The organism is Pseudonocardia kongjuensis, from assembly GCF_039526905.1.
Taxonomy (GTDB): domain Bacteria; phylum Actinomycetota; class Actinomycetes; order Mycobacteriales; family Pseudonocardiaceae; genus Pseudonocardia; species Pseudonocardia kongjuensis.
In genome coordinates, this window is sequence record NZ_BAAAJK010000043.1 from 1 (window position 1) to 24,850 (window position 24,850).

Consider the following 24,850-nt stretch of genomic DNA (forward strand, 5'->3'; position numbering starts at 1 on the left):
GCGGCACCGGCGCTGCCGCGGCGGGCGGCACGGCCGCGACGGTCCCCGGCCGCGCGGGGGAGGCCGCGGTACCCGCACCCGTCGCGGGAGCGCCGTTCGCGGTCGCCGGGGCGCCCGCAGCGGTCCGTGCGGCGACGGTGGCGTCCGCGCCGGCGGGGGCCGCGACACCGGCGATCCCGGCTGTCCCGGCGGCCGGGACCTCCGGGGGCGGCACCGGCGACGGCGCGGGCGCCGAGGTGCTCGGCAGCGTCGGGGCGGCGCTGAGCTCGCCGAGCGTCGGCGACGACGACGGCCAGAACAGCAGCGCCCCGGCGAGCGCCACGGTGCCGGCGAGGCCGCCGGCCCCGATCAGCACCCGCTGCCGGGTCAGCACGCGGCTCGCGGGCCGGCCCACCGGATCGCGGGTGACCAGGGTGTCCAGGGTGCCCGGCGGCTCGGCGGGAGCCTCCGGGGTGGCCGCGCGGGCGGGCGACGGGACCGTCGACAGGGCGGCCGACAGGGCGGTCGGCCGGGCTCCTGCACGGTCCGCGGGGTCCGCCGCGCGGTGCCGGGCGGCGCGGACGTCCGGCTCGGCGTCCGGGTCGCGCTGCGCGGGGACGGCGGGCAGCGGGCCGGTCGCCGGATCGAGCAGCCCGATCGCCGAGCCGATGCGCTCCGGGCGGACCCGGCCGGGCCGGCGCCGCTCGCCCGCACGCTGTGCGGGGACCACGGTCCGCGGCGCCGGGCCGCGCGGGCCCGGCACCGCCGCCGGGGCGGGGACGGTGGAGTCCGGTGCGGCACCGGCCGGGGTGCCACCCGGGCCGGTGCGGCCGGACGCGGCCGGGACCGGGGCGATCCAGGTGCCCGGCCAGGACGTCCCGGCACCGGGGGCGACCGCGAGCGCGGCCCCCCGGGCGGCGTCGTGCACCGGATCGGCGGTGACGGCCACCGGCCTGCCCAGGCGGGCCGAGAGCAGCTGGACCGTGACCGGGGTCCGTGCGGCGCCGCCGGCGAGCAGCACCTCGGCGTCCGGCGCGGACCCGACGACGTCGGCCAGCAGATCGGCGACCGGCTCCAGGACCGGGGCGGCGAGCTCGTCGAGGTCGGAACGGTGGATGCGGACCGTGGTGCGGATCCCCGGGAGATCGACCGGGACCGCGGCGACCGTGTCCCGGGAGAGCAGCTCCTTGGCCGCCCGGCAGTCGTCGCGCAGCACGGTGAGCGCGGCCAGCACCCGGGGGTCGTCGACGTCGAGCGCGTCGAACGCGGCGGCCAGCCCGGGGGTCGCGCCGCGGACGAAGCCGAACACGGCGTCGTCGACGTCGGCGCCGCCGGCGGCGCAGGCGACCGTGCGGCCGAGGATCTCCGGCAGCACGCCGGGCGCGGCCGGGGCGAGCAGCGTCGCGGTGCTCCCGTTCCCCCCGAGATCGACGACGGCGAGCGGCCGGCCGCCCGGGACGTCGGTGCCACCGGTCGCCGCACCGCGAGCGGTGTCACCGGTCGCCGCACCGCGGGCGGTGTCGCCGGTCGCCGCACCGCGGGCGGTGCGCCAGGCGAGCGCGACGGCCTGCGGCGCGGCGACCAGCGAGACGGTCAGCCCGCGGCGGCCGAGCGCGGCGGCCAGCAGGTCCCGCTTGTGCCGGCCCCAGGACACCGGGTGGGTGACGCCGATCCGGGACGGCGGGCCGCCGTGCCGGGCGGTCATCTCGTCGACGACGACGCGGACCAGGCGGGCGCAGAGATCCTCGGCCAGGTACGGGATCCCGCCCAGCGAGAGCGGGGTGGGGTCGCCGACCCGGTTCAGGAAGCCGCGCGCGACGCGGTCCGGCTCGGCCGGTGCGCGCCGCCGGGCGGCGGCACCACAGAGCAGGTCACCGGCGGGGGTGGCGACGAGCAGGGCGGGCAGCGAGATCCCGGCGGGCCGCACCGGCTCGCCCGTCGCAGTACGCACCGCCACAGCGGTCACCGCGGTCGCACCCAGGTCGATCCCGAGCAGGTAGGACATGCTCCGTCCCCTCGTCGGCAGCAGGTCCCCCGACTCGCCGCGCCCGTGGGCCCGCCACCAGTGGTGACGGAGCCCCTCCAGAGAGCCATCGATCCCCGGGCGTCCGGCGTTAGCCCGTGCGGCGCAGTGATTCGCGGGGGACCCGCTTCAGGGGTGCGATCCCCTAACGCCCCCTATCGGGACCCGGAGCGATCCCCGATGGCCCCGACCGGCGCCGCCCCTAGCTTTCGTTCTCAACACCGGCCGACCACCCCGAGCCGGTCACCCCAACACCGACACACGGGAGTCTCCGATGGCGAGCGAGAAGCTGACCCTCATCGAGTTCATCAAGATCCTGCTCGGGAGCGGCTCCGAGAGCATCCAGATGCAGGACTACTTCGCGAAGAACCCGGTCGCCGCGCTCGAGGAGCACGGCCTCGGCCACCTGACCGTCGAGGACGTCCGCGACGCGATCGTCATCGCCCAGGACAACGACACCGTCTCCTTCGACCGCAACTACGACACCGGCGTCGACTGGGCCGGCACCGGCCGCGGCGGCTGGGACGGCGGCGGCAAGGAGGGTGGCCACGCGGCCGCCGTGCACGAGAAGGTGCACGTCAAGGACAACTTCTACGAGTACAACATCGACGACCGCGACACCATCGTCGACAACTCGATCAACCAGAACGTCGACACCGGCGGCGGCAACTTCCGCCAGGACATCGAGACCAACTCGGTCACCGCGTCCGGCGACGGCGCCGTGGCGGCCGGCCGGGACATCGAGGACTCGGTCATCACCACCGGCAACGGCAACATCGTCGGCGACGGCAACAACGTGGTGCAGGGCGACGGCAACACCACCGCCTTCGGGACCGGCAACGCCACCAGCGTCGGCGACATCAAGGCCGACAACGGCTCCGCGGTCTCCATCGGCGGCAGCGCCTCCGGCTCGAACGACACCACCGGCTCGTTCAACGAGACCACCACGACGAACACCGTCGAGACGACGTTCGAGGACTCGTTCAACGTGGACGCCAGCCAGGACAACGACACGTCGTTCACCGACAACAGCACCACCGAGAACCACGTCGGCTCGCACAACACCGTCGACGTGAACGCCGACATCCTCTGACGGTCAGCCCGCTGACCCGGTCACCGGGCCGGGCCCCGACCCCGGCCCGGTGACCACCCCTCCCACCACCACACACCTTCCGTCGCCGCCCGAGCGCGACGGCACCACACGAGGAGAACGCCATGTCCGCCGAGAAGTCGCTGATCCAGTTCATCCTGGACCTGCTGCGGGACCCGAAGCTGCTGGCCGAGTTCAAGGACGACCCGCAGGGCCTGCTGGCCTCCTGCGGCCTGTCCGAGGTCAGCGCCGAGGACGTGCACGACGCGATCGTCCTGTCCCAGGACAACGACGACGTCTCGTTCGACCGGAACTACAGCACCGGCGCCAACCACGGTGGCGGCCACTCCACCCCGCCGCCGCCGGTCGAGCACCCGAAGCCGGGCGAGGACCCGATCAAGTACCTCGACAAGTACGTGACGAACAACCACTACACGTACAACATCGACGACCGCGACACCATCGTCGACAACTCGATCAACCAGAACATCGACACCGGCGGCGGCAACTTCAACCAGAGCATCGAGACCAACTCGGTCGTCGCGTCCGGCGACGGCGCGGTGGCGGCCGGCCGGGACATCGAGGACTCGGTCATCACCACCGGCGACGACAACATCGTCGGCGACGGCAACGACGTGGTGAAGGGCGACGACAACACCACCGCCTTCGGCTCGGGCAACGCCACCAAGGTCGGCGACATCTCCGCCGACGACGGCTCCGCGGTCGCGGTCGGCGGCAGCGCCTCCGGCTCGAACGACACCAACGGCTCGTTCAACGAGACCACCACGACGAACACCACGACGACCGAGTTCACGGACTCGTTCAACGTGGACGCCAGCCAGGACAACGACACCACCATCACCGACGACAGCACCACCGAGAACCACCTGCTGTCGCACAACGACGTCTCCGCCGACATCAACGTCGGCTGAGAGACAGTCCCGGTCGGCTGAGACAGTCCCGGTCGGCTGAGAGACAGTCCCGGTCGGCTAAGGGATAGCATCTCGCTGCTGCCGCCGGCGGCAGCGCGCTGGACCGCACGGCCCATCGGCCCCGGTCACCCACCCGTGGGTGACCGGGGCCGATGACGTTCGTGTATCCATGACAAGAACGTGGCGAGCGGCGGCCGGAACCGCTCCGGGGCGATGGGGGCGTCGGCAGGTGGCGGTACCGGAAGCGGTGGGACTGGTCGACCTCGCCCTCAAGGCCGTCGCCGCCTACGACCGCCCGGACCTGGCCTCGCGGCTCAAGCAGACCAAGGCCCGGCTGAGCGACCCGAACGTGCGGGTGCTGGTCGTCGGCGAGTTCAAGCAGGGCAAGAGCCAGCTGGTGAACGCGCTGGTCAACGCCACCGTCTGCCCGGTCGACGACGACATCGCCACCGCCGTGCCGACCCTGGTCCGGTACGGCGAGGAGACGACGGTGACCCTCGTCCGCGAGCACGACGGCGGCGAGCGCTCCGAACGCACCCCGGTCCCGCTCGAGCAGCTCGCCGAGTACGTCTCGGAAGGGGGAAATCCGGGCAACCGGGCAGGTCTCACGCGCGCCGAGGTGACCCTTCCTCGCAAACTGCTGCAGAGTGGCCTCGTGCTGGTGGACACACCCGGTGTGGGCGGCCTCGGATCGGCGCACGGCGCCGCGACGATGTCGGCGCTGCCGACCGCCGACGCCGTGCTGCTCGTCTCCGACGCCAGCCAGGAGTACACCGCGCCGGAGATCGACTTCCTGCAGGCGGCGCGCAAGCTCTGTCCGAACGTCGGCTGCGTCGTCACCAAGACCGATCTCTACCCGCACTGGCGGCGGATCGTGGAGCTCGACGAGGGCCACCTCCGGAACGCCCGGATCGAGGCCGATCTGCTGCCCGTGTCGTCCGCGCTGCGGCTGCACGCGGCCCGCACCCAGGATCTCGACCTGATCACCGAGTCCGGGTTCCAGGCGCTGGTCGGGTTCCTGCTGCGCAAGGTCGTCGCCCGCGCCGACGACCTGGACCGCAAGTCCACCAGCCAGGACGTGCTCGTCACCTGCCAGGCCCTCGAGTCGAAGATGCGCGCCGAGCTGATGTCGCAGAACGACCCGGAGCGGGCCGGCGCGCTGGCCAAGGAGCTGGAGGCCGCCCGGGCCCGGGTGGAGGCGCTGCGGCAGCGTTCGGCGCGCTGGCAGACCACGCTGAACGACGGCGTCGCCGATCTCATCGCCGACATCGACTACGACCTGCGGGACCGGCTCCGCGCGGTCTCCCGGGACGCCGAGCAGCTGCTCGACGACGCCGACCCGAAGGACATCTGGGAACAGTTCGCCGAGTGGTTCCACAAGCAGGTCTCGCACGCCGTCGCGCAGAACTTCGTGTGGACCACCGAGCGGGCCCGTTGGCTGGCCGAGCAGGTCGCCGAGCACTTCGCCGAGGACGTCGACGTCCAGCTGCCCGAGTTGCGGATCTCCGGCGGCGCGGTGGCCGGCAAGGTGGACGCGCTGGAGATGCCGGTCGGCGAGCAGTTCGGCGTCGGCCAGAAGCTGTTCGTCGGGCTCCGCGGCGGTTACGGCGGCCTGCTGATGGTCGGCCTCGCCTCCACCGTCGCCGGGATCGGCCTGCTCAATCCGCTGTCGATCGGCGCCGGCCTGCTGTTCGGCGCGAAGACCGTCAAGGACGAGAAGAAGCGGCTCGTGCAGCGCCGCCAGGCCGACGCGAAGAACGCCGTCCGCCGGCACGTCGACGAGGCGACCTTCCAGGTCGGCAAGGACTCGCGGGACAACCTGCGGCAGATCCAGCGGGAGCTGCGCGACCACTTCACCGTGCTCGCCGAGGACCTCTCGGAGTCGCTGAAGGAGTCGATGTCGGCGGCCCAGACCGCGCTCAAGGACGACGCGACCCGGCAGCAGCGGGTCGCCGACCTGGAGGCCGAGCTGGAACGGGTCGGCGGGCTCGCCGACCGGGCCCGGAAACTGGCCGCGGCGGTGGAGTCGTGACCACCCTCACCGACCAGGTCCGCGGGCTGCTGCGGCGCACGCTCGACGCCTACGGCGACTCGCCGCAGGCGGCGACCTGGCTGCGCCACCACCTGGAGCGGTTCGACGAGCCGTTGCGCGTCGCGATCGCCGGGAAGGTCAAGGCGGGCAAGTCGACGCTGCTCAACGCGCTGGTCGGGGAGCGGATCGCCCCCACCGACGCCGGCGAGTGCACCCGGATCGTCACCTGGTACGCCGACGCGCCCGCCCCCGGCGTCCGGATGCGGCTGCGCGATCCCGGGCAGCCGGAACGGCCGCTGACCCTGACCCGGCGGGACGGCGCCCTGCGGATCGACCTGCAGGGGGCCCCGGTCGAGCAGGTCGACCGGCTGATCGTGGACTGGCCGTCGCAGCACCTGCGGCGCACCAACCTGATCGACACCCCCGGCATCGCGTCGCTGTCCGCCGACACCTCGGCCCGGGCCGGGGAGTTCCTCACCCCGGAGGACGCGCCGTCGCCCGCCGACGCCGTCGTCTACCTGATGCGCCACCTGCACGCCGGCGACGTGCGGTTCCTGGAGTCCTTCCACGACCGCGGCGTCGCCCGCGCGACCCCGGTCAACACGATCGCGGTGCTGTCGCGGGCCGACGAGATCGGCGTCGGCCGGCTGGACGCGCTCACCTCGGCCCGCCGGATCGCCCGCCGCTACCGGGGCGACGACAAGCTGCGCGGGCTGTGCCAGACCGTCGTCGCGGTGGCCGGGCTGCTCGCCGAGTCCGCCCGCACGATGCGCCAGGACGAGTTCGTCGCACTCTCCGAGCTGGCCGCGCTGCCCCGCGCCGACGTCGAGGCGCTGCTGCTCTCGGCGGACCGGTTCGGCCGCACCGAGCTCGACCGGCCGGACGCCGGCACCCGGGTCCGGCTGCTGGAGCGGTTCGGCCTGTTCGGGGTCCGCCTGGCCAGCACCCTGATCCGGCAGGGCACCACGGACCCGACCGCACTCGCCGACGACCTGGTCCGCCGGTCCGGGCTGGACGAGCTGCGCCGGGTGCTCGACACCCAGTTCTCCGAGCGCCGGGACCTGCTCAAGTCGCGGTCCGCGCTGCTCGCGGTGGACCTCGTGCTCACCCGGGAGCCGCGGCCGGCGACCCTCGCGCTGCGCACCGAGGTGGAGCGGATCCTGGCCGGGGCGCACGAGTTCGTCGAGCTGCGCGCGCTGTCCGACCTGCGCGCCGGGAAGATCGTCTTCCCGCCGGACGCGCTGACCGACGCCGAGCGGCTGCTCGGCGGCGACGGCGGCTCCGCCCTCGCCCGGCTCGGCCTGGACGACGGCGCCGGCCCGCGCGAGGTGCACGACGCCGCGGTCGACGCGCTGCGCCGCTGGCGGCGCCGCGCCGAGAGCCCGCTAACCGGCCGGGCGTCGGCCGAGGCCGCGCGGATCGTGGTGCGCAGCTGCGAGGGGCTGCTCGCGGCGCCGGTGTCGCACTAGCCGGATCCGGGGCCACCCCGCCGGCAGCACCCCTCCACGACGGCCCTATACCCGGCGCGCGCCCGCGCCCCGTCCGCCGAGATGCGCCACAGCGCGAGAAGTCGATCTCTGCACGACACTGCTGCGCATCTCGGCGGTGTGCTCCACCCGGAACGCCGCCTCAGCCGCGCTCGTCGAGGATCCGGCGGAGCTCGTCGAGCAGCTCGCTGCGTCCGCCGACGCCGAGCCGCTGCCGGATCCGGGCGACGTGGTGCTCGACGGTCTTGGCCGAGATGAACAGGGCCTCGCCGATCTCCTTGTGGGTGCGGCCCTGCACGACCAGCTCGGCGACCTCCAGCTCCCGGTCGGAGAGCAGCGAGGGGGGCGGCTCGACCCGGGCGGCGCCGCCCGCCGTGGCGGCCCGGGCCTGGTCGTGGGCCGCGCCGCGGGTCCCGGATCCGGTCCGATCCGGCACGGCGCCACCGCCGGGCCCGACGGCGGCCCGATCGGGCGCTGCCGGGGCGCCGGATCCCGCGCCGTTCCACGGGGCGTCCGAGCCGGCGGCACCCGATGCCGGCGCCGCCGATCTGCCGCCGCCCGGCCCGGTGCCGTCCCGCCTTGGGCCACCCGGAGCAGCGCCACCCGGAGCAGCGCCGCCCGGGGCGGTGCCGCCCGGCGCGGTGCCGTCGCGTGCCGGGTGCCCCGGGGCGGTGCCGACCGGGCCCGTGCCCTGCGGCCCGGTTCCGGTCCCGGATCCGGGGCCGCCGGCCGCCGGTCCGCCGGGCGCGGTCCCGGCCGGTCCCCGCGCACCGGACCGGCCCGCCGCATCCGCGCCCCCGGCCTGCGCCGACCGCGCCTCGGCCCCGGCGACCTGCAGGGCCCTGGCACAGGCCAGCAGCGCGGAGACCGCGCGCCGGTCGTCGGTGCGCAGCGCGGCCTGCCCGGCGAGCCGGCCACCGTCGAACGACAGGCCGACCGCGTGCAGCCCGCGCGCCGCCGCCTCGACCGCCTCGGGATCGACCCGGCCCTCGATCACGCCGACCCAGTGCGGCGCGGCGGCTGCCATCGCCTGCGCGAACCGGCTGCCGCAGGCGGCACGCTCCAGGGCCGCGGTCTGCTCCCGGGCCGCGTCGGCGTCGTCGACCAGGATCGCGGCCTGCAGCTGCGCCCAGTGCAGCGGCGCGGCCCACAGCGCCGGACGGCCGAGCCGGTCCAGCAACGCCTCGGCCTCGTCCAGGTGCGGGCGCACCCAGCTCTCCTCGCGCAGCCGGGTCGCCGCGGTGACCAGCTCGCCGAGCGGCTGCAGCACGAACAGGTCCACCGGGTGCCGGACGATCGCCTGCCGGGCCCGGGTCCAGGCCCGCATCAGCGCGCCCAGGTCGGAGTTGCGGCGGGCGATCGCGACCTGCAGCGCGGCGGCCAGGAACTCGTCGCGCGGTTCCAGCGGGCGGCCGGCGGCGTCGGCGTCGACCGCGTCGAGCCGCTCGGCGGCCGGGCCGGTGGCGCCGCGCAGCAGCGCGATCCAGCCCAGCAGCAGCCGGTGCCGGGGCCGGGCGGGGGCGCCGCCCAGACCGGTCCGCAGCGCTCGGTCCAGCACCGACGAGGCGACGTCGAACTCGCCGGTGTGCACCGCGACGAGCGCGGCGAGCGCGGCCGGGGTGTCCGGCAGCAGCGCGGCGCCGTGCGCGCCCTCCAGCAGCCCGGCGGCGCGGGCCAGGCCGGACAGCGCCGCGGTCGGCGAGCCCTGCACCGAGTCGAGGATCCCGCGGGCGGTGAGATCGTCGGCGCCGTCGACGAGCGTCGGTGCCCGGCCGGGGACGAGCGCCCCCGCCCCGCCGATCTCGCGGGCCTCCGCCCAGGCGCCGGTGCCGATCAGCACCGGCACCGCGGCGGCCGGCAGCCGCTCCCCGGCGACCGCGGCCGTCCACCGGTACAGCTCGGCGCTGCGGACCAGCAGGCCGCGCCGGGCCAATACCGCGGCGGCCACCGACCCGGCCCGGACCGCGTCCTCCGGTTCGACGGCGTCGGTCGCCGACAGCACCGCGTCGGCGTGCCCGAGCGCACCGTCGAGGTCCCCGGCGACCAGGTGCGCCTCGGCCCGCCGGGCGGCCACGACCAGCGGGGCCGTCCCGGCCGCGACGGCCTCGGCGTAGAAGCGGACCGCGTCCGGGTGCTCGGAGCGGGCCGCCTCCGCCGCGGCCGCCCGGAACACCGCGGCGGCCCGGTCGCCGGTGGCCCCGGACCCGCGCAGCGTCCGGGCGACGGCGAGCACGCTGCCGCCGCGGTCCAGCTCGATCTCGGCCAGCGAGCGGCGCAGCTCGGTCCGGCGGGCCGGCGGGACCCGGCCGCGGACGGCGTCGCCGACCAGCGGGACGACCCGGCCGTCCGGGGTGCAGAGGCCGGCCGCGACGGCCCGCTGCACCAGCTCGTCGAGCTCGTCGATGCCGCTGCCCGCCGCGTCGGCGAGCCCGAGCAGCGGGACCAGCACCTCGCTGTCCTGCGGCGCCCCCAGCGCGGTCGCCGTCACCAGGTCGACGACCCGGCGGTCCTCGGCGTCGATCGCGTAGCCCAGCTGCTCGGCCAGCTCCGGCGGGACACCCGAGGCGCCACCGGACGCGGCCAGCAGCCGGTCGACCAGCAGCGGCGAACCCGCGGTGCGCTCCAGCACGACGCGCACGGTCTCGTCGGACGGCCGGGAACCGGTGATCCGCACCGCGCGGGCCAGCACCCCGGCCGCGTCCAGTGCGCCCAGCACCAGCGGCGGCGCGGACGCGGCGAGCGCCGCCCCGAGCCGGGCCAGCGCCCGCCCGCGCGGCCACGGCCGGAACGCGACGACCAGCCGGGCCGCCGGATCGGCCGCGAACGCGCGGAGCTCGTCGAGGACGTCGTCGGGCAGCTCGTGCGCGTCGTCGACCAGCACCACCCGGCCGGGGTCGGTGCCCGGGACGCGGTCGACCTGCGCCCCGGCCGCGGACCAGACCCGGGCCAGTTCCCGCAGCACCACCGACTTCCCCGATCCCGCCGGGCCGGTCACGGCCAGCGTGCGCGGCGCCGCCGGGTCCTCGGCGACCGCGCGGACGAGCGCGGTGGACACCGGCCCGCCGGCGAGCGGGGAGGTGGTCGGGGCGGTCGCCGTCACGTCGCTCCTCGTCGCTCCTCGTCGCTGCTCACGGGTCCCCCGAACGGGGTGTTCGAGGCTATCGGGTGCGGCCACCGGACCCCGGCCGGGCCCGGGCAGGATCACCCCTGTGGTGGACGAGGTGTGGGCGGTCGTGCTGGCCGGCGGGCGCGGGGCCCGTTACGGGCGGTTGAAGCAGCTGGAGGAGCTGGCCGGGGCCCGGCTGGTCGACCACACGGTCGCCGCCGCCCGGCGCACCTGCGACCGGGTCGCGCTGGTGCTGCCGCCCGGCCTGGCGTGGGACGGCGCGCCGGTGGACGCGCTGGCGACCGGCGGGGACCACCAGTCCGAGTCGCTGCGCGCGGGCCTGGCCGCCGTGCCGGACGACGCCGGGATCCTGGTGCTCGCCGATCCGGCCCATCCGCTCGCCGCGGACCGGATCTTCCGCGCCGTCGTCGCCGCGGTGCGCGACGGCGCGGACGGCGCGGTGCCGGTCGTCCCGCTGCTGGAGGTCGTGCAGCGGGTGGTCGACGGCGTGGTCGTCGAGACGCTGCCCAAACAGGACACCGTGCTCACCCAGTCCCCGCAGGCGTTCCGGGCGGACGTGCTGCGCGCGGCGCACGCGGACGCGCCGCGGCCGGTGGAGAACTCGGGGATGCTCGCCGCCCGCGGCCACCGGATCGTGACGGTGCCGGGGGACCCGGCGAACCTGCACGTCGCGACGGCGGAGGACCTGGCCGTCGTGCGCCGGCTGGCGGGGTGAGCCGCGACGCCGCTAGACGGCGAGCAGCTCGGTGCTGCCCAGCCCGAGGCCGTCCAGGGTGGACCTGACCTCGCCGGTGTAGACCGGGTTCATCAGCAGCACCGCGCGCGGCGGCGAGTCGAGCAGGTCCTTCGGCGCGCGGATCGGCAGGCCGAGACCACCCATGAAGCGGCCCTGCAGGCCCGGGTTGATGTCGACGACGCCGCGCACCGCACCCGGGCCGGCACCCCCGCCCTCGACGACGTTGAGGAAGGTCAGTCCCTTCGCCCCGCCGCCCCAGACGACGATCTCGTCCCCCGCGGACGCCCGCTCGCCCAGCCAGGACCGCCAGCGTCCGACCTGGTCGCCGACCCGGGCCGCGAAGTCGAGGCAGGCGGTGCGGAGCCCGTCGAGCAGCTGCGGTGCGAGGGCCGCCGGGCCGGGCGTGCCGTCCGGTCCCGCCTCGGCGACGACGTACTGGTCGGCGTAGGTGAGCCGGGTCGCCGGATCGGCGAATCCGGCGCCGAGCAGGAAGGTGCGCAGCGTCGCCGGGGTGAAGTAGGAGCAGTGCTCGTACTGCAGGTCCCAGAACGCGCCCTCGGCCAGGATCCGGCCGAGATCGGGCACCTCGGCGAGCAGCGCGCGACCGCCGCCGCGGCGGAGCCCGGCGTGCAGCTCCGCGCCGAACCCGGCCAGCGCCGGGATGTGCTCCAGGGTGTGCCGGCAGACCAGCGCGGCGGTGCCCGGCTCGACCTGGTCGCGGGCGAACTCGGCCGGGACCGCGGTGAGCCGGCCGGCGAGCTCCGGGCGGACCCGCTCCGGGACGAAGTGCGGGTCGATCCCGGTCACCCGGCCGGCGCCGGCCCGGAGCAGCTCGGCCGCGAAGTCGCCGGAACCGCAACCGACTTCGACGACGTGCGCGCCGGACAGCCCGAACCGCGCCACCCAGTCGGCGGCGATCTGCTCGGCGTAGGCGGCGAACCGGGGCGAGTGGTGCTGGGACTCCTCGTGGTCGCCGGAGTAGTCGAGCAGCTCCGGGGCGAAGTCGCGGTTGAACACGGTCCCGCAGTGCCCGCACAGCACCAGCACCTGGTCGCCGACCGACACGGCGCGGGCCGACGCCGGATCGGCCAGCACCGCCGTCCCGTGCACCGGGAGTCCGGTCACCGAGAAGAACGGCTCGGCGGCGGGGGCGTCGCACGCGGGGCAGCGGTTGAGCACCCGGCGAGACTAGTTCACCCGTTGGTGGGTGCCCCCGGGACGGCCAGGTAGTCCGAGACCCGCGGGGTGAACGACGCCAGTGCCGCCACCACGGTCAGCACCGCGGCGCCGACGCCGAGCCCGGCCAGCACGGCGGGCACCCCGGACGCGGCGGTGAACGGCGACGGCGTCCCGGGTGGGACGAGCGCCAGCAGCGCGCCGACCGCACCGGCGAGCACCAGGCCGGTGCGGGCACGGGCGCGCCCGGCCAGCATCCGGTGGGCGAGCGCCGCCGGCACCGCCAGCATGATCAGGACGAGTGCGGTGGTGGTGAGCACGCCGCTGCGCGGGGGCGTCGTCGCTGCGACCAGTACCGCGGCGACCTGCGTGGCGACGGCCGCGGCCCACCAGCCGACGGCGCGGCGCACCTGTGGCGGAGGCTCGTCCATAGCGTCGACGACGGTACCCGACAGACAGCCGTATTTCGCCCGAAACGCCCAGTCGTTACCTGCCCCGCCGGCCATCCCGCGTCAGCGGTCCAGGACGCCGGGCGGGTCCTCCGCGACCGGCACCGGCGCTCCGCCGGTGCCGAGCAGCCGCTGCCAGACCGGATGGTCGACGACGTCCGGCACGCTCTCCACCTTCCGGTACGCCGCCAGCACCTCGACCGCCCGCGCGGCGTCGCCCTCGGTCCCGGCGTGCACCGTGCGCGCGAGCTCCGGCCAGGACTCCCCGCCGAGGATGCCGTTGGCGTCGTCGGCGCGGTGCGCGGTCTGGAACGCGGTGACGGCCTCGACCGTCCGCTCGTCGTAGCGGCCGTCCGGCTTCGCGTGCAGCGTCCCGGCGTCGCGCAGCAGGTACTGCGCCGCCTCGACCAGCGCGCCGGAGGACCCCTCGCGCAGCAGCGGCCAGCTCGCCTTGCCCGCCTCGGTCCGGGACAGCCGGCGCCCGAGCAGCCCGGCGACCTCCGAGCGCAGCCGCGGCAGCATCCCGTAGAGCCGGTCACCCGGGCAGATCGTGTTGCGGTAGTCGCGGTGCCCGTAGAGCTCGGTCGGCGCGATCCCGTACTTCATGCAGATGTAGGCGCAGGTGGCGCGCAGCGAGTTCCACAGCGCCGCCGTCGGATCGACGCCGATGTAGGTGCCCTCGTTCTCGATCCCGATCGCGATCACGTTCTGGCCGGGGCTGTGCGCGCCCTCGACGACGCGGCGGCCGCCGTTGAGCTCGCCCAGGCTGTACAGCCTGCCCTCCATGATGTGCCCGCCGCGGGAGATCGTGAAGTGCTGGCCGGAGTCCAGCCATCCGTTGCTGTCCATGTGGTACGCCTGGATGCCCCGGGCGAGCCGGTGCGCCGCACCGACGCTGTAGTCGGTGGTGTTCGCCCCGGCCGTGTGGTGCACCAGGATCCGGATCGGCCGCCGGTCCCAGATCTTCGGCGGGAACTTCGGCTTCCGCGCCCCCCACTCGAAGCACCGCGCGATGTACGGGGCCCGGACGGCCTCGGCCAGCCCGCCGGCCCCGGCGGCCGGCCCGGGCATCCCCTGCGGTCCGGGCACGGAGTCCGGGCCGGGCACGGTCGCGGGGCCCGGCCGCGGCGCGGGCTCGGTGGTCGGCGGCTCGGCCGCGTGCGCCCGGCCGGCCAGGCCCGGCACCACCAGACCGGCCCCCGCAGCAGCTCCGACGACCAGCGCACCGCGCCGGCTCCAGCGTGCGCGCGCCTCCGCTTCGCCCATGGTCGTCCGCCCTTCCGGACGTCACCCGATACCACCGGCGTCGCCCTGAGTCACATGCGCCACGGACGTCCCCTGCGTCTCTGGCGTCACGCCATTCTCGGCTATCACAGCTGATCGACGTGTCGGGCACGCCGGACGAATGCGTCACTCGCTCGTGTCGCTGCGCCGGGCGGCAGCCGGCCTTGCCACTGGTTACCGACCAGTAATACTCTGGAGGCAGTTACCGGCCGGTAATGGGATCGGCCCTGGCAGGAACGGCGGTGAAGGACTGATGGGCCACTACAAGAGCAACCTGCGCGACCTCGAGTTCAACCTCTTCGAGGTCTTCCGGGTGCAGGACCACCTCGGCACCGGGCCGTTCGAGGGCGTCGATCTCGACACCGCCAAGGGCGTGCTGACCGAGCTGTCCGCGGTCTGCACCGGCCCGCTCGCGGAGCACTACGCCACGATCGACCGCAATCCGCCGGTCTTCGACCCGGCGACGTTCTCGGTGAGCACCCCGCAGGAGCTCAAGGACGCCTACAAGGTCCTCTGGGACGGCGAGTGGTGGCGCCTGGGCCTGCCGACCGAGCTGGGCGGCTACGGCATCCCGCCGTCGGTGCAGTGGGCCGCCGCCGAGATGATGCTGGGCGCCAACCCGGCCGTCTTCATGTACATGGCCGGGCCGAACTTCGCCGGCATCGTGCACCGCAACGGCAACGACGAGCAGAAGCGCTGGGCCGAGCTCATGATCGAGCGCGGCTGGGGCGCGACCATGGTGCTGACCGAGCCGGACGCCGGGTCCGACGTCGGCGCCGGCCGCACCAAGGCCGTCGCGCAGGACGACGGCACCTGGCACATCGAGGGCGTGAAGCGCTTCATCACCTCGGCCGAGCAGGACTTCACCGAGAACATCCTGCACCTGGTGCTGGCCCGCCCCGAGGGCGCGAAGCCGGGCACCAAGGGCCTGTCGTTGTTCCTCGTGCCGAAGTTCCACTTCGACACCGAGACCGGTGAGCCCGGCGAGCGCAACGGCGCCTTCGTGACGAACGTCGAGCACAAGATGGGCCTCAAGGCGTCCACCACCTGCGAGCTGACCTTCGGCGCGCACGGCACGCCCGCGGTCGGCTGGCTGCTCGGCGACGTCCACGACGGCATCGCCCAAATGTTCCAGGTCATCGAGTACGCCCGGATGATGGTCGGCACCAAGGCCATCGGCACGCTGTCGGCCGGCTACCTGACCGCGCTGGACTTCGCCAAGGAGCGGGTGCAGGGCGCCGACCTGACCCGGATGACGGACAAGACCGCGCCGCGGGTGACGATCACCCACCACCCCGACGTCCGGCGCAGCCTGATGCTGCAGAAGGCGTACGCCGAGGGGCTGCGCGCCGTCTACACCTACACCGCGACGTTCCAGGACCGGATCCGGCTCGGCGACGAGGGCGGTACCGGCGGAGGGATCAGCACGGAGCTGGCGGAGAAGGTCAACGACCTGCTGCTGCCGATCGTCAAGGGGGTCGGCTCGGAGCGGGCCACCGAGCAGCTCGTCCAGTCGCTGCAGACCCTGGGCGGCTCCGGCTTCCTGCAGGACTACGCGATCGAGCAGTACATCCGGGACGCCAAGATCGACTCGCTGTACGAGGGCACCACCGCGATCCAGTCGCTGGACTTCCTGTTCCGCAAGATCGTGCGGGACAACGGCCAGGCGCTGGCGCACGTCGCGGGGGAGGTGTCCGCGTTCATCGACTCCGACGCGGGCAACGGCAGGCTCAAGGAGGAGCGCGAGCTGCTGCGCACCGCGCTCACCGACGTCCAGGGCATGCTCGGCTCGCTGACCGGGCACCTGTACGCCTCCGCCGAGGACGTCACGAACCTGTACAAGGTCGGCCAGCACACGGTGCGGCTGCTGATGGCGGTCGGTGACCTGCTCGTCGGCTGGCTGCTGCTCCGGCAGGCGACGGTCGCCCTGGACGCGCTGGGCACGGACGGCACACCGGCCCGGGACCGGGCGTTCTACGAGGGCAAGGTGGGCGTGGCGTCGTTCTTCGCCAAGACCGTGCTGCCCCGCCTGACGTCGGAGAAGGCGATCATCGACAACGCCGACAACGCACTGATGGAGCTGGACGAGGCCGCGTTCTGATCCGGCCCCGCCGATGAGACGGGCCCCGGGCGCGGACTCCCCGCCCGGGGCCCGCTCATGTCCGGCGGTGCGGCCGGCGCCGGAGATCATCGGCGCGGCGCGCTCGTGGCGCCGCGGCCCCGCGCTACTGGGCGATGTAGCTCTCCAGCTGCTCGCGCTCCTGTTCGAGCATGTCGATCCGCGCCTTCACCAGGTCACCGATCGAGACGATCCCGGTGAGCTCGCCGTCGACGACCACCGGGAGGTGCCGGATCCGGCGGTCGGTCATGACCCGCCCGAGGTCCCCGACGCCGTCGTCCGGGCCGCAGGTCACCACGTCCGCGGTCATCACGTCGGACACCCGGGCGTCGAGCAGTCCGCTGCCCTGCTGGTGCAGCCGGCGGACGACGTCGCGCTCGGACACGATGCCGACCAGGCGGCCGGCGTCGACCACGGGCAGGGCGCCGACGTTCTGCTCGGCGATGAAGCGCAGTACCTCCGTCACCGGCGCGTCCGGCGCCACGGTCGTGACCGTGCTGCCCTTGGTCCTGAGAATGTCCCCGATGCGCATCCGGTAACCCCGATCCCTCGCTCCGCCGTCGGCCGAGGGATCAGGGTACGAATGTGACGGACCTCTCGTCAGCTTCCGGACCGAGGGATCACCGGATCAGCCGCCGCAGCGCACGATCGGCTGAGGGTTGTACCTCACCGTCCGCGTCTCCGACTGCGTCTCACCGGTCTGCACGTTGCGCATCGTCCGGGTGTCGGTGGCGGTGAAGCCGGGCGCACCGTTGCTCGGGCTGCACGCCTCGCCCGCCGGAATGTCGACGACCTGCGGCTCGGTCGGGTTGGTCCGCGGACCGGTCGCCGACTCGACCTCCCACATCTTCTGGCCGAAGAAGGTCACCGTGACGTTGCTGGGCGTCCAGTTGGTCCTGATCAGCACGGCCGTCGGCCCGTCGTTGCGGAACTTGACGTCGATCAGGTTGTTGAACACCGTCGCCTCGCGGGCCACCGGGTACCGGCTGATGTAGTAGCTGTGCTCCTTGTGCTCGATGTCGGTCATCCCGGCGAAGTACGACGCGTTGTACAGCGTCGTCGCGAGCTGGGAGACGCCGCCGCCGACGCCGCGCGCCGGGTGCCCGTCCTCGATCACGCCCGCCTCGACGTAGCCGTTGGCCTCGTTGCGGGGCAGGGTCACCGCGTTGAGGCTGAACGTCTCGCCCGGCGCGACGATCTGGCCGTCCACCGCCTCGGCGGCGCGCCGGATGTTCTGCCCCGAGTCGGCCGCGAATCCGCCGGTGGTGAAGGTGCTGATCTCGACCGCGTTGCCCAGGGACTCCAGGTCCGCGGTGGTGATCTCGGCGGGCTGCTCGGCGTACACCGCGGGGACCTCGCGCGGGCCCTCGCCGGTGAGCACCGGCAGGACGTTGGCGAAGGTCGCCTCGTAGTCGACCCCGCGGCCGTCCTCCGAGGGGACCACCCGCGGCGGGGTGGATGCGAAGTCCAGCTCGGCGTCGACACCCGGCCGCTCGGTCTCGGCCAGCTGCGGTGCGGCCGCGTCCTCCAGGGTCTTGGTCGCGATCACCGGCTTGAGCTTGGCGGCGCCCTCCGGGTCCGCGGTGAAGCTCAGCGAGCTCGCGATCTGCTCCGGCGGGATGGTCGCGTTGGCGCCCTCGCCGGTGACGGTCAGCGGACCCGAGACGGCGGGCCGGGCGACCTCCTCGATCGCCTGCTGCACGTCGGCGGGCGTGGTGACGGGCTGCTCGATGATCAGCGGCAGCTGCACCGGCTCGCCGTCCGCCCAGCGCTGCTCGACCACACCGACGGCCGCGTCGACGTCGAGCTCCTGGCCGGGCTCGGGCTCGACCGGCTGCGGCTCCAGCCCGTCGAACCGGACCGAGCCCTCGGTCGGCTCCTTCATCACCAGCGGCGCCATCTGCTCGAGCGCGGTGCGGACCGCCCGGTCGTCGGTGGTGTTGACGACCGGAACGTCCCGGTTCCCGAAGAACGACGCGATCCGGGTGAACGGGTTGAGCGGCTGTTCCCCGGCCTCGTCGAGGGTGCGCTCGTAGTCCACCCGCAGGCCGGCGGCCCGCGGGTCGATCTCGCTCTGGATCTCACCGGCCTGTACCGGGACCGGTGCCGTGGACCGCGGCTCGATCGCGGCCTGCAGCTTCTCGGTCGCCGCCGAGCGGGACATGCCACCGATCTCCTGCCCGGCGACGACGACGCCGCGCGGGACGCTGCCCGAGGACAGCGCGAGATCACCGACGTACCCGACGACCAGCAGGCCGAGCGCGACGGCCGCGACGATCAGCGCCTTCGGGCGGCGGCTGCCGGAGCGGCCCTCACCGTCACCGTCGCCGGAACCGGCGGCGTCGGAACCGGGCCCGCCCGGTCCACCGGGCCCGCCGGGGCCACCCGGACCGGTCGCGGCCGTGCCGCCACCGAAGGCCGCGGCGCCGCCGGTGCGGATCTGCTCGGTCCGGGCCGCCGAACCGTCCTCGGCCTGCGCCGACGCGGGCGTCACCCGGGGCAGCACGTGGGTCTGCTGCTCGCTCACCGGCGCGACCCGGACGGTGTCCTGGTCGGTGCTCGTCGGGGCGGGCGGGTGTTCGACGGTCGGGGCGCCCGCGGACTGCGGGGTGGGGGCGGGGACGGTCGGCGAGTCCGGCTGCACGGGAGCGGCGGGCTCGGCGGTGTCGCCGGGGGCCTGCTGGGCCCCACCGGCCCCACCGGTACCACCAGGTCCGCCGGCACCGGCAGCACCGGCAGGTCCGCTGACACCGGCAGCACCGCCGGCTCCGCCGTTCCCGGCGGCACCGGCTCCGGCCGCACCGGTTCCGGCGGCACCGGTTCCGGCCGCGGTGGCTCCGGCGGCTCCGGCCGCGGCGGCGGGCCGGGGGCCGGGTCCGGGGCGGGTGGCGCCGTCGGGGCGGCTCTCGGGCCGGCCGTCGGGGCGGCTCTCGGGTCGTGCGTCGGTCCGGCCGGCCTCCGGGGGAGTGGAGCCCGCCTGGGGGCCGTTGCCCGGCCGACCGGCACCGGCCGGCGTCGGGGTGGTCGGCGCCGCAGCCGATCCGGCGGCGGCCGCACCGGCCTGGCCCTGGGGAGCTGTCTGCGCCTGGGCCGCACCCTGGTGGGCCTGCGCCGCACCCTGCTGGGCCGCGCCCGGCTGCCCGGAACCCTGCTGCCCGGATCCCTGCTGTCCGGATCCCTGCTGTCCGGAACCCTGCTGAGCCGCGCCGACCTGCCCGGCACCCGGCTGCCCGGCACCCGGCTGACCGGCGCCCTGCTGCCCGGGGCCCGGTGGCTGCCCGGCACCCGGCGCCCCGCCGGAACGCGGCGCGGGCGACGGACGCGGAGATCCGGTGGCCGCGCCCCCGGCGGCCGGAACCGCTCCGGCGCCGGAACGGCCGTCCGGCTCGGACTGCGGGTCAGCGGCCTGACCGGCGACGGACCGGGCCGCGGCGGACTCGGCGGGCGCCTGCTCGGCGGCCTCGGCCGGGTCCGCGGGGCGCGGGGCCGGTGACGGCCGTCCGGCCGCCGGGGCGGTTCCGTCGGCCTGCGGTGCGGGGACGGGCCGGGGGGAGGGGCGGCGGGCCGGCATCACCGGCCGGCCGGACGACTCCGTGGTCGCAGGACCCCCTCCGGCCTCGTCACCAGGTCCCGTCGCCGGATCCGGTGAGGACGTCACCGGCTGCTCGGTGGCCTCACCGGACGGGGACTGACGCTCGGGCATGACGTCGGACTTCCTTTCCGCACTGCCGTGGTTCCTGCAGTTCCGCACCCGCGCGGGCCCGCGGAACCAGGGGTCAGAGGTAGAGACCGGTCCCGTACTGGGCGGCCTCGCTGGCCACCGCGTGCAGGTCCCGCTCGCGCATCACCAGATGGGCGATCCCGCCGATCTCGACCTCGTACTGGTCGTCGGCGGCGAGGAGGACACGATCGCCGGCCTTCACCGTGCGCACGTGCTGCCCCACCCCGACCACCTCTCCCCAGACCAGACGCTTGGCGACCTGTGCGGTTGCCGGGATCACGATTCCGGCCGAGCTCCGTCGCTCACCGGCACCCTCGATCGCCTTGATCATGACGCGGTCATGAAGCATCTGGATCTCGAGTTTGGGCTCGGCCACCCGGCAGATGCTACGGGCCGCGCGGGGCGCCCCCGGCAGCGCCCGGGGGGTGCGGGGAAGGCCCCGGACGTGGAACGCCCCGCGGTGCGACCGAGTCGGGGGTCCGGTGGCACCGCGGGGCTCACCAGGGATGTCGTCCCCTACCGGCGAAGCGTTACGGCGCAACTTCATTTCACTCGGACGGGCGAGTGCTCATGTGTTCGCGAGCAGGTATCGCCCGAAGTGCGGGACGGTGAAGGCGATCTGGCCGCGCTGCGCCGAGAACACCAGACCCTTCTTCATCAGGCTGTCCCGGGCCGGCGACAGCGAGGACGCCCGTCGCTCCAGGTGCTTGGCGACGGCCGCGGTCTCGACCGGCAGGTCCTCGCCGTCGGTCAGCTCGGCCATCGCACGCAGGTACTCCCGCTCGGCGGGGGTGGCCCGCTCGAACCGGGAGCCGAAGAACCCGACGGCCAGCTCGGCCTCCGCCTCCGGTGCGGCCATGGCGACGTCGCGCACCCCGATCGGGCTGGTGGGCGCGGCGTCCCAGGCCGCCTTGCCGTACGCCTGGACGAAGTAGGGGTAGCCGCCGGAGCGCCGGTACAGGTCGTCGAGCGCCTCCCGGTCGAACGTCGCGTCCTCCCGCTCGGCCGGGGCCAGCAGCGCGAAGTCGGCGTCGGAGCGGTCCAGCCGGTCGATCCGCGAGTACTTGAACAGCCGCTCGGAGTAGGACTTCGACGCCGACAGCACCGCGGGCAGGTGCGGCAGCCCGGCGCCGACCACGACCAGCGGCACCCGGGACTGGGAGAGCTCGTGGCAGGCCGCGCAGAGCGCGGACACGTCCTCGGCCCGCAGGTCCTGCATCTCGTCGATCAGCAGCGCGATGCCCGACCCGACGTCCTGCGCCAGCTCGGCCACCTCGGTGAACAGCTCGACCAGGTCGATCTCGATGTCACCGGAGTCGGCCCGGCCGTTGCGGACCGGCACGTCGATACCCGGCTGCCAGCGGTCGCGCAGCTTGGTGCCCTCCGGCGACGACCGCAGCGCGAACGCCTTGAGCACGCCGAGCACCTCGTCGATCCGCTCCGGGGCGCGGTGCCGGACGGCGAGATCGCGGATGGCGCGGTGCAGCGCCGCCGACAGCGGGCGGCGCAGATCGGCCTCCGGCCGCGCCTCGATCTTCCCCGCCCCCCAGCCGGCGTGCATCGCCATCGAGCGCAGCTCGCCGAGCAGCACCGTCTTGCCGACCCCGCGCAGGCCGGTGAGCACCAGGCTGCGCTCCGGCCGGCCCCGCGCCACCCGCTCCAGGACGATCTCGAAGGCGTCCACCTCGCGGTCCCGGCCGGCCAGCTCGGGCGGGCGCTGCCCGGCGCCGGGGGCGAACGGGTTGCGCACCGGGTCCATGATCCGACGGTATCCGCCGATCTTCCGGATTCCGTAGACGGCGGTATCGCCGCCCCGGCGTGTCGTCGCCGATCACCCGCCCGGCCCAGCGGCGCGCGTTCGTCGCCGCCCCGGGCCCGACGCCGTCGGTGTACCGCAGATGTGGGATCTCCGGGCCGATTCCCGGGTTCGGTGCCGGGCCCGCGGGCCCGCCTGCTCCACACTGGGCGTCGTTCCGGAGGGGGACACGCGCCGGTCCGCCCGAGACCGGGGACCGCCGGCACGTCGACGCGGCGCGGCTGCGCCGGCCGGCCGCCGCGCCGCTCCGATCCCCGTCCGACCCGACGAGCCCCGGGAGATCCCGTGTCCGATCCGATGTTCGACCTGTCCGGCTCCGTCGCGCTGGTGACCGGCGGCAGCCGCGGGCTGGGCCGCGTCATGGCCGAGACGTTCGCCGCGCACGGCGCCGATCTCGTGCTCGCGGGCCGCAAGCCGGACGCCTGCGAGCGGGCGGCGGCCGAGATCGCGGCCGGGCACGGCGTCCGCGCGGTCGGGGTGCCGTGTCACGTCGGCGACTGGGCCGACTGCGACCACCTGGTGGAACGCGCGTACGCCGAGTTCGGCCGGATCGACGTGCTGGTCAACAACGCCGGGATGTCGCCGCTCTACGACTCCCCGGAGGACGTGTCCGAGGCGCTCTACGACAAGGTGCTCGCGGTCAACCTGAAGGGACCGTTCCGGCTGACCGCGGTGATCGGCGCCCGGATGGCCGCGCACGGCGGCGGCTCGATCATCAACATCAGCTCGATCGCCGCCACCCGGCCGACCGCGCACGAGCTGCCCTACGCCGCGGCGAAGGCCGGGCTGAACAGCCTGACCGTCGGTTTCGCGCACACCTTCGGCCACACCGTGCGGGTGAACGCGATCCAGGCCGGCCCGTTCCTCACCGACATCTCGCGCGCGTGGGACCTCGACGCGTTCGCCGCGCAGGCGGCCGAGACCATCGCGCTCGGACGGGCCGGGGAGCCGGACGAGATCGCCGGTGCGGCGCTCTACCTGGCATCGCGGGCGTCGTCGTACTGCACCGGGGCCGTGCTGCGGCTGGACGGCGGCTCCCGCTGAGCGGCGCGGGTCGGGCCGCGGCGGTGTTCATCCGCTGCTCCGGGCCGACGACCAGGTGCCCGGCCCGTCCGGCGCGACGGACCGCCCATCACCGAGAGTGAGATCGGCCGGGTGTCGCCACTGGTCCGGCGACGCCCGGTCGACACCGCGCCGACCGTCCGTGAGACGCGGGGACCTGAATCACACTGCTGTAGTCACGATCCGGTGGCCTCGGCCGACCGACCTTCCGGAACCGGCCGCGACCAGCGAATATGGTGACCGAACACCATGTCGCACCCGTTCCCGCCCCCGGAAGGAAGCGCCGTGACCCGACGTCGTGGACGGCACCGTGCCGCCGAGACGCACCACTCGACGTTGCGGATGCGCCCGAATACGCAGCGTCGTCGCCGGCTGGAGAGCCTGCGGAATCTGCTCGTCGGCACCCGGCCCGGCTGGTGAGCGCGGCGGGGTGCCCGACGGCGCCCCGCCGATCCGGTCGGTCACGCCGGTCGGTCGCGCCGGTCAGTCGCGCCGGTCGTCGTCGACGATCTCGCCCTCGATCACCGGTCCGCCGCCGGCCGCGGGACCGGTGATCGTCGGCTGCCCGGTCGGCCGGTACGGCCGCGGCTCGGTCACCGTCTCGCCGTCGACCACGGTCGCGCCGTAGCGGATCCGCGCGGTGCGCAGGCCCGGTGCCGCGCGCTCCGCCGCGTGGACCATCCGCCGGCGGGCGAGCGCGCGGGTCGGCGGGAACACCAGCGCCAGCCCGAGCAGGTCGGTGATCAGGCCGGGCAGGAACAGCAGCACGCCGCCGATCGCGATCAGCAGGCTGTCGGTGGCCTCCTCGTGCGCGAGCTTCCCGCGCTGCACGGCGGCGCCGAGCGCCCGCGCGGCGCGGATCCCCTCGCGGCGGGCGAGGAGCAGGCCCAGCACGGACCCGGCGAGCAGCACCAGCATGGTCCAGCCCGCACCGATCCAGGACGCCAGCGCGACGATCGCCAGCACCTCGAGCACGATGTAGAGCAGCACGAACGGCATGTCCTGGTAACGCGCGACGGCGCCGTTCTGCTCCCGATCCGTCCGAATCCGCCCGATCGGCGGCCTCCTACCAGGTGAGCGCGACCCCCGGATCCTCCAGCAGGGCACCGACGTCGGCGAGGAACCGGGAGCCCTCGGCGCCGTCGACGATCCGGTGGTCGAACGACAGCGCGAGCTGGCAGACGGTGCGCACGGCGAGCTCGCCGTCGACCACCCAGGGCGCCTGCTTGATCGAGCCGACGGCCAGGATGGCGGACTCGCCCGGGTTCAGGATCGGGGTACCGGTGTCGACGCCGAGCACGCCGACGTTGGTGATCGTGAACGTGCCGCCGACCAGGTCGGCGGGTGCGGTCCGGCCGGCCCGGGCGGTCTCGGTGAGCTCGGTCAGCGCCTCCGCCATCGGGCGCAGCGCGAGCCGGTCGGCGTCGCGGATCTTCGGCACCAGCAGGCCGCGCGGGGTCGCGGCGGCGATCCCGAGCTGCACCCGCTCGTAGTAGACGATCTCGCCGGCCCGCTCGTCCCAGGTCGCGTTGACCGCGGGGGTGCGGGCGGCGGCGAGACAGGCCGCCTTCGCGACGAACGCGAGCGGGGTCAGCTTCACCCCGGCGAACTCGCGCGATCCGCGGAGCCGGTCGCGCAGCGCCATCATGCCGGTGACGTCGACGCTGAGGAACTCGGTGACGTGCGGTGCGGTGAAGGCGCTGGCGACCATCGCGGCGGCGGTGGCCTTCCGGACGCCGCGGATGGGCTCCCGCCGGTCGCCGGCCGGGGCCTGCGCGGCGGCGGGCGCGGGTGCGGCGGGCGCGGGTGCGGCGGCG

The 24,850-nt window shown here is 75.0% G+C and carries 20 protein-coding genes; 9 read left to right on the forward strand and 11 right to left on the reverse strand.

Annotation, left to right across the window (positions count from 1 at the left end):
• The coding region (locus ABD160_RS27040; protein ID WP_344027448.1) for an Hsp70 family protein at positions 1-1,984 on the reverse strand (1,984 nt) is incomplete at its 3' end.
• A gap of 292 nt (positions 1,985-2,276) precedes the next feature.
• Between ABD160_RS27040 and ABD160_RS27045 the strand changes: the two genes are divergently transcribed.
• From ABD160_RS27045 to ABD160_RS27060, 4 genes are all read left to right on the forward strand, one after another.
• A complete protein-coding gene (locus ABD160_RS27045; protein WP_344027450.1) occupies positions 2,277-3,095 on the forward strand; it encodes a hypothetical protein in 819 nt (272 codons plus the stop codon).
• A 122-nt stretch (positions 3,096-3,217) separates the two neighbouring features.
• Positions 3,218-4,024 carry an IniB N-terminal domain-containing protein gene (locus ABD160_RS27050; RefSeq protein ID WP_344027452.1) on the forward strand — a complete coding sequence of 269 codons (807 nt, stop codon included), beginning with the start codon at positions 3,218-3,220 and terminating at the stop codon, positions 4,022-4,024.
• Positions 4,025-4,271: 247 nt separating this feature from the next.
• On the forward strand, positions 4,272-6,056 hold the full coding sequence (locus ABD160_RS27055) for a dynamin family protein (RefSeq protein WP_344027454.1): 1,785 nt from the start codon (positions 4,272-4,274) through the stop codon (positions 6,054-6,056).
• Positions 6,053-7,525 carry a dynamin family protein gene (locus ABD160_RS27060; RefSeq protein ID WP_344027456.1) on the forward strand — a complete coding sequence of 491 codons (1,473 nt, stop codon included), beginning with the start codon at positions 6,053-6,055 and terminating at the stop codon, positions 7,523-7,525. Before ABD160_RS27055 ends, ABD160_RS27060 begins: the two co-directional genes overlap by 4 nt.
• A gap of 160 nt (positions 7,526-7,685) precedes the next feature.
• On the opposite strand, the gene ABD160_RS27065 is transcribed toward ABD160_RS27060, so the two are convergent.
• The gene (locus ABD160_RS27065; protein WP_344027458.1) at positions 7,686-10,643 is read right to left on the reverse strand and encodes a LuxR C-terminal-related transcriptional regulator; all 2,958 of its coding nucleotides are present in this window, start codon (positions 10,641-10,643) and stop codon (positions 7,686-7,688) included.
• A gap of 112 nt (positions 10,644-10,755) precedes the next feature.
• Here ABD160_RS27065 and ABD160_RS27070 point away from each other — a divergent pair, with 112 nt between their 5' ends.
• Positions 10,756-11,385: an IspD/TarI family cytidylyltransferase gene (locus tag ABD160_RS27070; protein ID WP_344027460.1), complete on the forward strand. Its 630-nt coding sequence runs from the start codon at positions 10,756-10,758 to the stop codon at positions 11,383-11,385.
• A 12-nt stretch (positions 11,386-11,397) separates the two neighbouring features.
• Here ABD160_RS27070 and ABD160_RS27075 read toward each other — a convergent pair whose 3' ends face one another.
• The 3 genes from ABD160_RS27075 to ABD160_RS27085 form a co-directional block, all read right to left on the reverse strand.
• Positions 11,398-12,585: a class I SAM-dependent methyltransferase gene (locus ABD160_RS27075; protein ID WP_344027462.1), complete on the reverse strand. Its 1,188-nt coding sequence runs from the start codon at positions 12,583-12,585 to the stop codon at positions 11,398-11,400.
• Positions 12,586-12,599: 14 nt separating this feature from the next.
• Positions 12,600-13,013 (reverse strand): hypothetical protein, encoded by a 414-nt coding sequence (locus tag ABD160_RS27080; RefSeq protein ID WP_344027464.1) that lies wholly within the window; start codon positions 13,011-13,013, stop codon positions 12,600-12,602.
• 81 nt (positions 13,014-13,094) lie between these two features.
• A complete protein-coding gene (locus ABD160_RS27085; protein ID WP_344027466.1) occupies positions 13,095-14,297 on the reverse strand; it encodes a peptidoglycan recognition protein family protein in 1,203 nt (400 codons plus the stop codon).
• Positions 14,298-14,568: 271 nt separating this feature from the next.
• Between ABD160_RS27085 and ABD160_RS27090 the strand changes: the two genes are divergently transcribed.
• Positions 14,569-16,416 carry an acyl-CoA dehydrogenase gene (locus ABD160_RS27090; RefSeq protein ID WP_344027468.1) on the forward strand — a complete coding sequence of 616 codons (1,848 nt, stop codon included), beginning with the start codon at positions 14,569-14,571 and terminating at the stop codon, positions 16,414-16,416.
• Positions 16,417-16,540: 124 nt separating this feature from the next.
• Here ABD160_RS27090 and ABD160_RS27095 read toward each other — a convergent pair whose 3' ends face one another.
• Both ABD160_RS27095 and ABD160_RS27100 read right to left on the reverse strand, forming a co-directional pair.
• Positions 16,541-16,966: a CBS domain-containing protein gene (locus ABD160_RS27095; RefSeq protein ID WP_344027470.1), complete on the reverse strand. Its 426-nt coding sequence runs from the start codon at positions 16,964-16,966 to the stop codon at positions 16,541-16,543.
• Positions 16,967-17,062: 96 nt separating this feature from the next.
• Positions 17,063-18,961 (reverse strand): VanW family protein, encoded by a 1,899-nt coding sequence (locus ABD160_RS27100; RefSeq protein ID WP_344027472.1) that lies wholly within the window; start codon positions 18,959-18,961, stop codon positions 17,063-17,065.
• 573 nt (positions 18,962-19,534) lie between these two features.
• Here ABD160_RS27100 and ABD160_RS27105 point away from each other — a divergent pair.
• Entirely contained in the window at positions 19,535-19,927 is a 393-nt protein-coding gene (locus ABD160_RS27105) for a pentapeptide repeat-containing protein (protein WP_344027474.1), read from the forward strand.
• 283 nt (positions 19,928-20,210) lie between these two features.
• On the opposite strand, the gene ABD160_RS27110 is transcribed toward ABD160_RS27105, so the two are convergent.
• The gene (locus ABD160_RS27110; protein ID WP_344027476.1) at positions 20,211-20,531 is read right to left on the reverse strand and encodes a GroES family chaperonin; all 321 of its coding nucleotides are present in this window, start codon (positions 20,529-20,531) and stop codon (positions 20,211-20,213) included.
• Between the two features lie 192 nt (positions 20,532-20,723).
• A complete protein-coding gene (locus ABD160_RS27115; protein ID WP_344027477.1) occupies positions 20,724-21,914 on the reverse strand; it encodes an ATP-binding protein in 1,191 nt (396 codons plus the stop codon).
• Between the two features lie 342 nt (positions 21,915-22,256).
• Between ABD160_RS27115 and ABD160_RS27120 the strand changes: the two genes are divergently transcribed.
• Positions 22,257-23,015 (forward strand): SDR family NAD(P)-dependent oxidoreductase, encoded by a 759-nt coding sequence (locus ABD160_RS27120; protein ID WP_344027479.1) that lies wholly within the window; start codon positions 22,257-22,259, stop codon positions 23,013-23,015.
• A 303-nt stretch (positions 23,016-23,318) separates the two neighbouring features.
• Positions 23,319-23,453 carry a hypothetical protein gene (locus ABD160_RS27125; protein ID WP_344027481.1) on the forward strand — a complete coding sequence of 45 codons (135 nt, stop codon included), beginning with the start codon at positions 23,319-23,321 and terminating at the stop codon, positions 23,451-23,453.
• Positions 23,454-23,516: 63 nt separating this feature from the next.
• On the opposite strand, the gene ABD160_RS27130 is transcribed toward ABD160_RS27125, so the two are convergent.
• On the reverse strand, positions 23,517-24,032 hold the full coding sequence (locus tag ABD160_RS27130; protein ID WP_344027483.1) for an FxsA family protein: 516 nt from the start codon (positions 24,030-24,032) through the stop codon (positions 23,517-23,519).
• Between the two features lie 67 nt (positions 24,033-24,099).
• On the reverse strand, positions 24,100-24,850 hold a 751-nt coding region (locus ABD160_RS27135), incomplete at its 5' end, for a 2-oxo acid dehydrogenase subunit E2 (RefSeq protein WP_344027485.1).